The organism is Ewingella sp. AOP8-B2-18 (assembly GCF_052376015.1).
Lineage (GTDB): Bacteria > Pseudomonadota > Gammaproteobacteria > Enterobacterales > Enterobacteriaceae > Ewingella > Ewingella allii.
Genome location: NZ_JBQSVB010000005.1, coordinates 229,161 through 241,891, shown reverse-complemented (window position 1 = coordinate 241,891; position 12,731 = coordinate 229,161). Strand labels below are relative to the sequence as shown.

Genomic DNA, 12,731 nt, shown 5'->3' with positions numbered 1-12,731 from the left:
TGCTGTGTGAAAATTAAGCTTTTATTCAGAGGCCGTCAATACAATTTAATCTTAATTTAATGGCTTTTAGATAAGCCTCGAAATAATAAAAGACACATTTTCATGTGCCTTTTATTCATCCAGCTAAGTTGTTCCGATAATTACCAATTACCTCATCACAACTTAATCGGCTTAATGTTCCAGATCTCATCCGCGTATTCTTGGATGGTGCGGTCGGAGGAAAAATAGCCCATGTTGGCGATGTTCAGCAGAGTACGGCGGGTCCACTCCTCGGGCTGTTTGTAGAGTTCATCCACTTTATCTTGGGTATCGACATAGCTGCGATAGTCCGCCAATACCTGATAATGGTCGCCAAGGTTAACCAGCGTGTCGAACAGATTGCTGTAGCGTTTTGGCTCATTAGGGCTGAAGACGCCGGTGGCAATCTGAGTTAGCACCTGATGCAACTCAGCGTCCTGCTCATAGTAGCTGTGCGGGTTGTAGCCGTCGCGGCGCAGCTGCTCGACCTGCGGGGTAGTGTTGCCGAAGATAAAGATATTCTCTTCGCCGACGTGCTCCAGCATTTCGACATTGGCGCCATCCAGCGTGCCGATGGTTAGCGCGCCGTTGAGCGCAAACTTCATATTACTGGTGCCGGACGCCTCGGTGCCCGCCAGCGAGATCTGTTCAGAGAGATCCGCCGCCGGAATGATGATCTGTGCCAAACTCACGCTGTAGTTCGGAATGAACACTACTTTGAGTTTGTCGCGCACGCGGGGATCTTCATTGATCACCGCGGCTACGTCATTGATCAGGCGAATAATTTGCTTGGCCGCGTAGTACGCAGAGGCCGCTTTCCCGGCAAAAATCACCGTGCGCGGCACCCAGCCAGCATCGGGATCTTCGATAATCCGGTTATAACGGGTGATGACGTGCAGCACGTTCATCAGCTGGCGTTTGTACTCGTGAATGCGCTTAATCTGCACGTCGAACAGGCTTTTCGGGTCCACCACCACGTCGAGCTTCTGAGCGATATACAGCGCCAGCCGCTTTTTGTTCTCCAGCTTGGCCTTGCGCAGCGCCTCGAGGAAGCTTGGGTAGTCGATATTCTGTTTCAGCTCTTCCAGCTGGCTGAGGTCCGTACGCCAGTTATGGCCGATGGCGTCATCCAGCACTTTCGACAGCGGCTTGTTGGCCAGCCCCAGCCAGCGGCGCGGGGTCACGCCATTGGTTTTATTGCAGAAACGGTCTGGATAGATGTGGGCGAAGTCGACAAACAGCGACTGCACCATCAACTCCGAGTGCAGCGCCGACACGCCGTTCACTTTATGGCTGGCAATCACCGCCAGCCACGCCATGCGTACACGGCGGCCGTTGCCTTCATCAATAATCGACACGCGGGAGAGAATGCCGCTGTCATCCGGCACTTTCACCGCCACCTCTTTGAGGAAGTGGTCGTTAATCTGGAAGATAATTTCCAGATGGCGCGGCAGGATTTTGCCAATCATATCCACCGGCCAGGTTTCCAACGCTTCGCTCATTAGGGTGTGGTTGGTGTAGGAGAAGACCTGCGTCACTGTCCCCCACGCCTGCTCCCACGTGAATTTATGCTCGTCAATCAGCAGACGCATTAGCTCAGGGATGGAGAGCACCGGGTGAGTATCATTGAGGTGGATGGCGATTTTGTCCGCCAGATTCTCGTAAGTGTGGTGCGTGACGTAGTGGCGGTTGAGGATGTCCTGCACGGTAGCCGACACCAAAAAGTACTCTTGGCGCAGGCGCAGCTCGCGGCCCGAGTAGGTGGAGTCATCCGGGTAGAGCACCCGCGACACGTTTTCCGAGTGGTTTTTATCTTCCACCGCCGCAAAGTAGTCGCCCTGATTGAATTTGCCGAGGTTGATTTCGTTACTGGCCTGCGCACCCCACAGGCGCAGCGTGTTGGTGGCGTCGGTGTCGAAGCCGGGAATAACCTGATCATAAGCCAGCGCAATAACTTCTTCGGTTTCTAGCCAGCGGGTTTTGCTGCCTTCATGCTGCAAACGCCCGCCGAAACGCACCTTGTAGCGGGTGCTGTGGCGCTGGAATTCCCACGGGTTGCCGTACTCCAGCCAATAGTCTGGGGACTCCATCTGCTGACCATTAATGATATTTTGCGCGAACATGCCGTATTCATAGCGAATGCCGTAGCCACGGCCCGGCAGCGCCAGCGTCGCCAGTGAATCAAGGAAACAGGCCGCCAAACGCCCCAACCCGCCATTGCCCAAGCCGGGGTCATTCTCTTCGCCGATCAGCTCCTCAAGGTCAAAGCCCATTTCATCCAGCGCCTGCTTGATGTCATCGTAGATGCCCATCGACAGCAGCGCGTTAGACAAGGTGCGGCCAATCAAAAACTCCATCGACAGATAATAAACCTGACGCACATCCTGCGACGTTTGCGCGCGGTTGGATCGCAGCCAGCGCTCCACCATACGGTCGCGCACGGCAAACAGCGTGGCGTTCAGCCAGTCGTGCTGGGTAGCGATAGACGGATCTTTGCCGATGATAAACATCAACTTATAGGCAATAGAGTGTTTCAGCGCTTCAACACTGACAGTAGGCGATGTGTAATTAAACGGTGAGGTCATAGCGTTTCGTTCCCAATCAAGTCATGCCGCTGCGCGGCCATTATGACAACAGGCGTTGATAAAGAGACAGATAGGCCTGAGCCGCAACCTGCCAGCCGAAGTCGATTCCCATGGCGTGATGCTGCACGTGCCGCCAATGCTTTGGCCGGCTCCAGAGAACAAAGGCCCGACGAATAGCGTTACCCAATGACTTGCCGTTCGCCTCTTCGAAAACAAAACCGCTGGCGGTGCCGTCGGCCAGATTCTCCAGCGCGCAGTCCACCACGGTATCAGCCAACCCGCCGGTGCGACGCACCAGCGGCAGCGTGCCGTACTTCAGGCCGTAGAGCTGAGTCAAGCCGCAAGGCTCGAAGCGGCTCGGCACCATGATCACATCCGCGCCGCCAATAATGCGGTGCGAGAACGCTTCGTGATAACCCAGCTGAACGCCAACCTGCCCCGGATTGTCCGCCGCCGCTGCCAAAAATGCCTGCTGCAACACGGCATCGCCCGCGCCGAGCAGCGCCAATTGGCCGCCGCGTTCCAGCAGATCGGGCAGCGCTTCCAGCACCAGATCCAACCCTTTTTGGCTGGTCAGGCGGCTGACCACGGCGAACACCAGCCGCGAGTCATCGACGTCCAGCCCCATCGCCCGCTGCAAATAGGCTTTGTTGATGGCTTTGGAGCGCAGGTCGTCGGCGTCGTAACGGGCCGAGAGCAGCACATCATTGCGCGGCTGCCAGATAGCATCGTCTACGCCGTTGAGAATACCGGTGAGACGCCCTTCGCGCTCCAGCTCCAGCAGTAGCGACTCCATGCCGTAACCAAACTCCGGCCGGGTGATCTCCTTAGCGTAGGTTGGGCTGACGGTGGTGACGTGGTCGGAGTAATACAGCCCGGCCTTGAGGTAAGAAATCTGGCCGAAGAACTCCAAGCCGTGCATCTGGAAGAACTCTTGCGGGATTTGCAGCTGCTGCAAATGGTGGCTTTCGAACAGCCCCTGAAATGCCAGATTGTGCACCGTAAACACGGTTTTCACCGGCAGATTACGCGCGCGCACGTAGGCGGACGTCAGCCCGGCGTGCCAGTCATGGGATTGCAGAATATCCGGCTGCCAAGACGGATCGAACCCGGCACCCAGCTCCGCCGCCATCCAGCCCAGCAGGGCAAAGCGCAGATGGTTATCCGGGTAAGCATATAAAGATTGATCGTGATACGGACTGCCGGGGCGGTCATACAAAATGGGCACGTCAATAATATAAATTCCCACGCCCTGATAGACGCCGTAGCGCAGCGTCACCTGCCCCGCAAAAGTATCAAGTTGCCCCACGACCTGCGTCTCGCCCAGCCCGCGTTTGATATCAGGGAACGCCGGAATCAAGACGCGAACGTCAGTCCCCCCTTCAATTTGTGCGGCGGGAAGCGCACCCGCGACGTCAGCCAGTCCGCCCGTTTTCAACAGGGGGAACAGCTCTGAACAAACATGTAAAACCTGCATTCGCGCTCCTGAGTCATCACCGCCATCACGGGATAAGGGCCGAAATGGCGAGCAAATATTATCGGGGCAGACGTCAATATTCTCCCTCTTGACCGTCCCGGACCACGTTCATTTCATCTAATCAGCTTTTCACTTCTTACCGGCCGACCCAACGCGTTGGGCTGCAAAATGCCGGGTATTACAATTTCGCGAGCATCGCCCTGGTGACGAGCACGACCCCGCCCTCTGAACGATAAAAACGTTTACTGTCTTCGTCGGCGTTTTCGCCAATCACCATGCCCTCAGGAATATGACAGGCACGGTCGATCACGCATTTACGCAAACGACAGGAGCGACCGACGTTGACGTCCGGTAGCAAGACTGTCGAATCAATATTGCAAAACGAGTTCACCCGCACGCGCGGGAACAGCACGGCGTTGACCACCACCGAGCCAGAGACAATGCAGCCCCCGGCTACCAGAGAGTTCATGGTCATGCCGTGGCTGCCCGACCTGTCTTGCACAAACTTGGCCGGCGGCAGCGGCTCCATATGGGTGCGGATAGGCCACGAGCGGTCATACATATCCAGCTCAGGCGTCACCGACGCTAAATCCAGATTGGCTTTCCAGTAAGCGTCCAGCGTACCGACGTCGCGCCAGTACGGTGGCTGCTCGCTGTTTTGCGTCACGCAGGAGAGGCTGAAGGGATGGGCCCAGGCCGCGCCCTGACGCGTAATTTTCGGAATAAGATCTTTACCAAAGTCGTGGCTGGACTCTTCGCTCGCCATGTCCTCTTCAAGTAGGCGGAAAAGGTAATCCGCATTAAAAATGTAGACCCCCATGCTGGCCAGCGCCATGTCCGGCTGGCCCGGTATAGAAGGCGGATCCTGCGGTTTTTCGAGGAAGCTCTTGATTTGATAGTCTTCGCTGACGTCCATCACGCCAAATTCACTGGCTTCCGCCAGCGGCACGGCCAGACAGGCCACGGTGCAATCGCCGCCTTTTTCCACGTGGTCCACCAGCATGCGCGAGTAGTCCATTTTGTAGATGTGGTCCCCGGCCAGAATCACCACGTACTCCGCCTCATAGCGGCGAATAATGTCCAGATTCTGATACACCGCGTCGGCGGTACCTTTGTACCAATGCTCGGTGCTTTGGCGCTGCTGGGCGGGGAGTAAATCGACGAACTCGTTCATCTCCTCATTGAGAAACGACCAGCCGCGCTGAATATGCTGAACAAGGGTATGTGATTGATATTGCGTGATTACGCCGATGCGACGAATGCCCGAGTTCAGACAGTTCGACAGGGCAAAATCGATGATGCGGAATTTGCCACCAAAGTGCACCGCAGGCTTGGCCCGCGTGGCGGTTAAATCTTTCAAGCGCGAACCGCGTCCTCCGGCCAAAATTAGCGCCACGGACTTGAGCGGCAGCTGTCTTGCCAGCATGACCGGGTCTCGATGTTCTGTTTTACTCATGATGAACTCCTTGCATCACTCTGCTGACGTTGCGCTGTGCCGAAGGTGTTGCCCGACGATTGGTTGTTAATCACTTATTCGCCGCTCTCCAGTACAGATAGGGTTTTCGCTTGCGCACACCACATTCCGCCCTCCCTGACCGGCGGTGCTCCCTCAGCGAATGGCGCAACCGGGCGCCAGTTCCCTGCGGGCAATTGCATATCAACATCGTTAAGCGATGCGTTGAGAACCACCAGCCAGCGCCCCGAAAGGCGGATTTGCAGCCACTGCTGCGGGCCATGCTCCCAACCCTCATTGCTCATCGGCTGGCCTTGCTGGTCCAGCCATTCAACGTCATCTCCCTCGGCCTGCCACCATGAAGAACGGGACAGCGCGGGGATCTTTTTGCGCAGCGCAATCAGCGCCGCCACGTACGCCGTCAGGCTTTCATCGGCGTGGTTCCAGTCGAGCCACGTCAACGCGTTATCCTGACAGTAGGCATTATTGTTGCCCTGCTGGCTGTGGCCCTGCTCATCGCCCGCCAGCAGCATCGGCGTGCCCTGAGACAGCAGCAGCGTGGCCAACAGAGCGCGTTGGCTCAGCCCGCGCTGATGCTGCACCGCAGGCGAGGCGTTCAGCCCCTCTTCGCCATGGTTCTGGCTGTAATTCTCATTGTGGCCATCGCGGTTATCTTCGCCATTGGCCTGATTGTGTTTGTCGTTAAAACTGACCAGATCGCGCAGCGTGAAGCCGTCGTGAGCGGTAAGCATGTTCACGCTGGAATAAGGCGCGCGATCGTCATGATTGAACAGGTCGGCGGAGGCGGCAAAGCGCTGGGCGAACTGCCCCAGCGGCAGGTTGCCGTGCAGCCAGAATTTGCGCATGTCATCGCGCCACAGGTCGCTCCACTCGGCGAAAGGCGCGGGGAAATGCCCCAGTTGGTAGCCGCCGGGGCCGATGTCCCAGGGTTCGGCAATCAGCTTGCAGCCCGATAGCACGTCGTCGGCCTGAATTGCGGCAAACAGCGGCGATTGGGTGTCGAAGGTCGGCGTTCTGCCAAGCACCGTGGCTAAATCAAAGCGGAAACCGTCGACGTGGCACTCCCGCACCCAATAGCGCAGGCAGTCCACCGTCCAGGCAATGGTTTCGTCATCCACCAGACGCAGCGCGTTGCCGCAGCCGGTCACGTTGTCGTCACTGCCGTCTTCGCGCAGCCAGTACCAGCTGGCGTTATCGATGCCACGGAAGGAGATAAATGGCCCGTCGACGTCCAGCTCCGCGCTGTGGTTGAACACCACGTCGAGGATCACTTCGATTCCCGCCTGATGCAGCGCTTTGACCGCTGCTTTAAATTCGTTCAATGCCGATAGGTTTTTGTGGCGGCTGGCGTAGCGTGGTTCCACCGCGCAAGGGGCCAGCACGTTATAGCCCCAGTAATTGCTCAGCCCAAGCCGCTGTAGGCGCGGCTCGTCGGCGTGATGCTGCACCGGCAATAATTCAATGGCGGTAATGCCCAGATGCTGGAGATATTGCAGCATCACCGGATGCGCCAGCCCGGCGTAAGTGCCGCGCAGCGCCGCCGGAATGCCCGGATGATGGCGAGTCAAACCGCGAACGTGCGCCTCATAAATCACCGTTTCGCTCCACGGCGTGGCGGGCGGCGCGTCATCTCCCCAGTCAAAGGCGTCATTGATCACTACTGACTTTGGCGCGGCCACCGCGCTGTCTTTGTCATCCGGCGCGTCAATGCCGCCGGTGAGCCGCGCGTTGTCCCGCAGCTCTCCTTCTAGCGCCCGAGCGGCTGGGTCGATCAACAGCTTTTTAGGATTGAAACGTAACCCCCGCGCCGGTTCAAACGGCCCGTAAACCCGATAACCGTAGCGCTGCCCTGCCTTGGCGTTTGGCAAAAAGCCGTGCCAGAGGTTGCCGGTTCTCCCCGGCAAGGTTAAGCGCTGCTCGCTGCCCGCTTCATCAAACAGGCACAACTCGACCTTCTCCGCGTGGGCGGAAAACAGGCTGAAGTTGACGCCATCTGGCTGCAACGTGGCGCCAAACGGCTGCGATTTACCGGGCTGGAGCTTATTCATAGATCCTCCCGCCTGAGATAGAGAGTCGCCAGCGGAGGAATGGTCAGCGATATGGAGTGATCGCGCTGATGGTGGTGGTGGGCATGGCTGTAAATATCGCCGCCGTTGCCGACATTGCTGCCGCGATAGAAGTGCGAATCGGTATTCAGCACTTCATGGTAGCGCCCCGGACGCCCGACGCCGATGCGATAATCGTAGCGCGGCACCGGCGTGAAGTTGCTGACCACGATGATTTCGTTGCCGTGCTCGTCGCGACGAGCAAAGGCAAACACCGAGTTTTCATGGTCATCCACCACCAGCCATTCAAAACCGCGCGGGTTGAAATCCAGCTCATACAGCGGCGACTGCTGGCGATAAACGTGGTTTAAATCGCGCACTAAATGCTGCACGCCGCTGTGCCAGCCGTTTTGGTCATTCAGCAGATGCCAGTCGAGGCTGTTGTTGAAATCCCATTCGCGGCCTTGGGCAAATTCACAACCCATAAACAGCAGTTTCTTGCCCGGATGGGCCCACATAAAGCCGTAATAGGCCCGCAGGTTGGCAAATTTCTGCCAGGTGTCGCCCGGCATTCTGTCGAGTAGCGAGCCTTTGCCGTGCACCACTTCATCGTGCGACAGCGGTAAAATGAAGTTCTCGCTGTAGGCGTAGAGCACGCCGAAAGTCATAAGGTGGTGGTGATATTTGCGGTGAACCGGGTCAAGCTGCATGTAATTGAGGGAGTCATGCATCCAGCCCATATTCCACTTGTAGTGGAAGCCGAGGCCGTTGGCGTCCGGCGGCATGGTGACGCCGGGGTAGTCGGTGGACTCTTCCGCCAGCGTGACTGCGCCATCCAGCTCGCGGCCGATGGTCTGGTTGGTGTAGCGCAGGAAGGAGATCGCTTCGAGATTTTCCCGCCCGCCATAGTGATTAGGCACCCACTCTCCCGGCTTGCGGCTGTAGTCGCGGTAGATCATCGACGCCACGGCATCGACGCGCAAACCATCAATGCCGTAGCGCTCAATCCAGTAAAAACCGTTACCCGCCAGATAGTTGCGCACTTCGTGGCGGCCATAGTTGTAAATCAGCGTGTTCCAGTCCTGATGATAACCTTCGCGCGGATCGGCATATTCGTACAGCGCGGTGCCGTCGAACTGCGCCAGCCCGTGGGCGTCGCTCGGGAAATGGCCCGGCACCCAGTCGAGGATCACGTTCAGCCCGGCGTCGTGGGCGGCGTCGATAAAGGCTTTGAACTCTTGCGGCGTGCCGTAGCGACGGGTCGGGGCATACATGCCGAGCGGCTGATAGCCCCAGCTGCCGTCGAACGGATGCTCGTTAATTGGCATCAGTTCAATATGGGTGAAGCCCATCCATTTGGCGTAGGAGACCAGCTGCTCGGCCAGCTCACCATAGCTCAGCCAGAAATTATCATCGGTATGGCGACGCCACGAGCCGAGATGCACCTCGTAAACGGAGATGGGCTGGTTAAAGGCATTGGCTTTCTTGCGTTCGGCGGAAAACGGCACCTTTTCAGGCAGTTGGCGCACCAGAGAAGCCGTCTCCGGGCGCATCTGGGCTTCAAAAGCATAAGGGTCGGCGCGCAGCGAAACATGGCCACGGCAATCAATAATTTCATATTTGTAGAGCTGGCCCTGCTTAACGGCGGGGATAAACAGCTCCCAAATGCCGTTTTCGCGGCGCTGACGCATCGGGTGGCGGCGGCCGTCCCAGTAATTGAACTCACCCACTACGGAGATCCGCGTGGCATTCGGCGCCCAGACGGCGAAACTCACGCCTTCGACGCCATCCAGCACCTGCGGGTGCGCGCCCAGTTGTTCATAAGGGCGGAGGTGCGTGCCCTCGGCCAACAGCCAGATATCCAGCTCCTGCAACAGAGTGCCGAAGCGATAAGGGTCGTCGAGGCGATGGGTATTTTCGCCCCAACGCACGTCCAACTGATAGCGAAACGGGTTCTTGCGCCGTGGTATTAACCCGACAAAAAAACCGCGTTCGTCATAGCGGCGCAGCTCACACACCTGCGTACCCTTGTCGGCGTCCACCACCCACACTTGATCAGCGTCTGGCAGCAGAGCGCGAACTTCAATACCTGCCGCGACGGTGTGCATCCCCAGTAAGGAAAAAGGATCAGCGTAGTGTCCAGAAATAAGCTGATTAATAACGTGCTGATCGGGAAGTACTGACATGAATTTCGTCCTATGATTAATTAAATCAATAAATTCAATGACATCAGGCAGATGATTAATGTTATTTCTCAAATAAATTGTGCGCCCGTTTTCTCATGCGCCCTGTGATGCGCGTGCCGTTATTTTTTGCTTAAACGTGCTCGACGACGCTCATGTTCACAGTTTCTAAAAATGTGCTATTTCCCCCTTCTCAAATTCTAATGGGTCATCTACTAAGCATAGACAAAGGTCGTTAAAAGGCAGGGTGGATAAGCAGAGGAATTTTGGGTGTCTTGAAATTCAGGGGAAAGCGCTAGGAGGAGAGACAGGAACAGGGTGAAGTGCTTGATAAAAGGAGTTAAAACGGGACACCGTGCTGGTGCCCCGAGGGAGGATTATCAGGAGTTACAGCAAGATGCGCAGCATGCGGCGCAGAGGCTCAGCGGCGCCCCAGAGCAGCTGGTCGCCCACGGTGAAGGCGGAGAGATACTGTGGGCCCATGTTCAGCTTACGCAGACGCCCAACCGGGGTGTTCATGGTGCCGGTGACCGCGGCCGGAGTCAGTTCACGCATCGACAGTTCACGGTCATTCGGGATCACGCGAACCCAGTCATTGTGGGTAGCCAGCATCTGTTCGATTTCTGGAATCGACACGTCTTTTTTTAGTTTCAGGGTGAAAGCCTGGCTGTGGCAGCGCAGCGCGCCGATGCGCACGCACAGGCCATCCACTGGGATCACGCTTGAAGTACCAAGGATTTTGTTGGTTTCAGCCTGACCTTTCCACTCTTCTTTGGTCTGGCCGTTGTCGAGCTGCTTGTCAATCCAAGGGATCAGACCGCCCGCTAAAGGAACGCCGAAGTTGTCGGTTGGCAGAGTACCGCTGCGGGTCAGCGCAGTGACTTTGCGTTCGATATCCAGAATGGCCGAAGCCGGATCTTGCAGCTCTTTCGCCACGTTGTTGTGCAGCATGCCCATTTGGGTCAGCAATTCGCGCATGTGACGCGCGCCGCCGCCAGATGCCGCCTGATAAGTGGCGACAGAGGCCCACTCAATCAGGTCATTGGCAAACAGGCCGCCGAGTGACATCAGCATCAGGCTGACGGTGCAGTTACCGCCGGCAAAGGTCTTAATACCTTTGTCGATACCCTGATGAATTACTGCGCTGTTGACCGGGTCCAGAATAATGATCGCGTCATCGTTCATTCTTAAAGAGGATGCTGCGTCGATCCAGTAGCCATTCCAACCGATTTGACGCAGCTTCGGATAGATTTCATTGGTATAATCGCCGCCCTGACAGGTAATGATAATGTCCAACGCACTCAGTGCGTCGAGATCATAAGCATCCTGCAATGTGCCCTGCTGCCCGGTAAATGACGGAGCGGCCTGGCCGTGTTGCGAGGTAGAGAAGAATACCGGGCGGATGGCGTCAAAATCGCGTTCTTCAATCATGCGTTGCATGAGTACAGAACCGACCATACCGCGCCAGCCAATGAAACCTACATTTTTCATAATTACTGTCCTGACCTGAAAGGTGATAGCTGCGTAATGAGTTTGATTTTTTAGCGCTGACGACCCTGTCAACACAAAGGATTTGTCCCGGAAACCGTTCGGGTGACAGGCAAAAGACAGTACCTATTCGAAACAAACGAAGACGGGTATACCACCTTACAAAATGGTGTAGAAGTGGCAAGTGAATTTAATCGATAGTGCGGGCTTTTTTAGCAGCACAACTTATATAACAGGTAAAAATAATCCCTATATACCCACGGGTATAGGGGTAACTCTCTTCTGAGGTAGTCATGACCGAAATGATTTCAGCAACTATTTTGCTGTTTTTAATTATGGACCCACTAGGTAACCTGCCGATCTTTATGTCGGTGCTCAAACATTTAGATCCTAAGCGTCGTCGAGTGGTGCTGATCCGCGAGATGCTGATCGCGCTGATCCTGATGCTTATTTTCCTGTTTGCCGGTGAGAAGATCCTCTCCTTCCTCAATCTGCGCACAGAAACGGTGTCGATTTCCGGCGGTATTATTCTGTTCCTGATCGCCATCAAGATGATTTTCCCTTCAGAAGAGAAAAGCAGCACCGGCTTACCGGCGGGTGAAGAACCCTTCCTGGTGCCGATGGCAATCCCACTGGTGGCCGGCCCGTCGATTCTGGCAACGCTGATGCTGCTCTCGCATCAATACCCGAATCAGATGTCGCACCTGACGCTGGCACTGTTCATCGCGTGGGGCCTGTCGATGTGCATCCTGTTGCTGTCAAACCTGTTCCTGCGCCTGCTCGGCGATAAAGGCGTCAGCGCCCTCGAACGCCTGATGGGTCTGGTGCTGATCATGCTTTCCACCCAGATGTTCCTGGATGGAGTTAGGGCGTATTTGAAGATTTAGTGAAAAGAGGCTCATGCAAAAGGAGATGCAAAATGAATGACCATATTGACGTCGAAGCAAGCAGCGGCAATGTTTACGCCGACATTGGTTTGCCTAATGCGGAAGAGATGTTAGTAAAAGCTCAGTTGGCACAAAAGATTGGCGAAATCATGAAAAGCAGACGTTTGACTCAAGTCGCAGCCGCCGAGCTTTTTGGCATGAGCCAGCCTAAGTTATCAGGCTTATTACGCGGTCAGTTCAGAGGTATTAGCGAAGCTAAAATGCTCGATTGCTTGAGCCGTCTGGGCCGAGATGTACAAATCGTCGTCGCTAAATCCAAACAAACCACCGGCACAATTAAAGTCGTCTTTGCATAAGCTTCTCACTCCGTACCAACAAAAAACGGCGAGTATATGGCTCGCCTTTTTTATTCCAATTCTTCTGATCTTATCAGGCTTTTAAAGCCTTTTTCCCCACTAGAGGCATCAGCACACGAGTGACATGCGTAGGTGCCATCGCGCCCTTACGGATCGCCACCATTTCCTCAGCTGATTGCCGAAGTTGTTCGAATAGTTGTTTATTCATGTTCATCTCC

Annotated in this window: 9 protein-coding genes; 2 read left to right on the top strand and 7 right to left on the bottom strand. The window is 55.9% G+C overall.

Going from position 1 to position 12,731, the window contains the following annotated elements; genetic code table 11:
* Nucleotides 1–155 precede the first annotated feature (155 nt).
* The 6 genes from glgP to asd all read right to left on the bottom strand — a co-directional run bounded on the left by glgP (nucleotide 156) and on the right by asd (nucleotide 11,273).
* A complete protein-coding gene (gene glgP / locus ACT3RR_RS12700) occupies nucleotides 156–2,603 on the bottom strand; it encodes a glycogen phosphorylase (protein ID WP_353503631.1) in 2,448 nt (815 codons plus the stop codon).
* 40 nt (nucleotides 2,604–2,643) lie between these two features.
* Nucleotides 2,644–4,080 (bottom strand): glycogen synthase GlgA, encoded by a 1,437-nt coding sequence (gene glgA / locus ACT3RR_RS12695; RefSeq protein ID WP_353503632.1) that lies wholly within the window; start codon nucleotides 4,078–4,080, stop codon nucleotides 2,644–2,646.
* A 178-nt stretch (nucleotides 4,081–4,258) separates the two neighbouring features.
* Nucleotides 4,259–5,536, bottom strand: coding sequence for a glucose-1-phosphate adenylyltransferase (glgC, locus tag ACT3RR_RS12690; protein WP_353503633.1), 1,278 nt, complete (start codon nucleotides 5,534–5,536; stop codon nucleotides 4,259–4,261).
* A 74-nt stretch (nucleotides 5,537–5,610) separates the two neighbouring features.
* Nucleotides 5,611–7,602: a glycogen debranching protein GlgX gene (gene glgX / locus ACT3RR_RS12685; protein ID WP_496200437.1), complete on the bottom strand. Its 1,992-nt coding sequence runs from the start codon at nucleotides 7,600–7,602 to the stop codon at nucleotides 5,611–5,613.
* Nucleotides 7,599–9,785 carry a 1,4-alpha-glucan branching protein GlgB gene (gene glgB / locus ACT3RR_RS12680; protein WP_496200436.1) on the bottom strand — a complete coding sequence of 729 codons (2,187 nt, stop codon included), beginning with the start codon at nucleotides 9,783–9,785 and terminating at the stop codon, nucleotides 7,599–7,601. Before glgB ends, glgX begins: the two co-directional genes overlap by 4 nt.
* Nucleotides 9,786–10,169: 384 nt before the next feature.
* Entirely contained in the window at nucleotides 10,170–11,273 is a 1,104-nt protein-coding gene (gene asd / locus ACT3RR_RS12675) for an aspartate-semialdehyde dehydrogenase (RefSeq protein WP_034793925.1), read from the bottom strand.
* 290 nt (nucleotides 11,274–11,563) lie between these two features.
* On the opposite strand from asd, the gene ACT3RR_RS12670 reads away from it, so the two are divergent.
* Together ACT3RR_RS12670 and ACT3RR_RS12665 are read left to right on the top strand one after the other, a co-directional pair.
* Nucleotides 11,564–12,157, top strand: coding sequence for a YhgN family NAAT transporter (locus tag ACT3RR_RS12670; protein ID WP_034793928.1), 594 nt, complete (start codon nucleotides 11,564–11,566; stop codon nucleotides 12,155–12,157).
* Between the two features lie 32 nt (nucleotides 12,158–12,189).
* Nucleotides 12,190–12,513 carry a helix-turn-helix domain-containing protein gene (locus tag ACT3RR_RS12665; protein ID WP_154145695.1) on the top strand — a complete coding sequence of 108 codons (324 nt, stop codon included), beginning with the start codon at nucleotides 12,190–12,192 and terminating at the stop codon, nucleotides 12,511–12,513.
* Between the two features lie 73 nt (nucleotides 12,514–12,586).
* Here the strand turns inward: ACT3RR_RS12665 and ACT3RR_RS12660 are convergent, their stop codons facing one another.
* The gene (locus tag ACT3RR_RS12660) at nucleotides 12,587–12,721 is read right to left on the bottom strand and encodes a hypothetical protein (RefSeq protein ID WP_496200435.1); all 135 of its coding nucleotides are present in this window, start codon (nucleotides 12,719–12,721) and stop codon (nucleotides 12,587–12,589) included.
* Nucleotides 12,722–12,731 lie beyond the last annotated feature (10 nt).

Bases quoted from the DNA above. Each gene is read 5' to 3' on its own strand.
- glgB (WP_496200436.1), bottom strand. From the start codon at position 9,785: ATGTCAGTACTTCCCGATCAGCACGTTATTAATCAGCTTATTTCTGGA.
- glgC (WP_353503633.1), bottom strand. From the start codon at position 5,536: ATGAGTAAAACAGAACATCGAGACCCGGTCATGCTGGCAAGACAGCTG.
- ACT3RR_RS12670 (WP_034793928.1), top strand. From the start codon at position 11,564: ATGACCGAAATGATTTCAGCAACTATTTTGCTGTTTTTAATTATGGAC.
- ACT3RR_RS12665 (WP_154145695.1), top strand. From the start codon at position 12,190: ATGAATGACCATATTGACGTCGAAGCAAGCAGCGGCAATGTTTACGCC.
- glgA (WP_353503632.1), bottom strand. From the start codon at position 4,080: ATGCAGGTTTTACATGTTTGTTCAGAGCTGTTCCCCCTGTTGAAAACG.
- glgX (WP_496200437.1), bottom strand. From the start codon at position 7,602: ATGAATAAGCTCCAGCCCGGTAAATCGCAGCCGTTTGGCGCCACGTTG.
- glgP (WP_353503631.1), bottom strand. From the start codon at position 2,603: ATGACCTCACCGTTTAATTACACATCGCCTACTGTCAGTGTTGAAGCG.
- asd (WP_034793925.1), bottom strand. From the start codon at position 11,273: ATGAAAAATGTAGGTTTCATTGGCTGGCGCGGTATGGTCGGTTCTGTA.
- ACT3RR_RS12660 (WP_496200435.1), bottom strand. From the start codon at position 12,721: ATGAATAAACAACTATTCGAACAACTTCGGCAATCAGCTGAGGAAATG.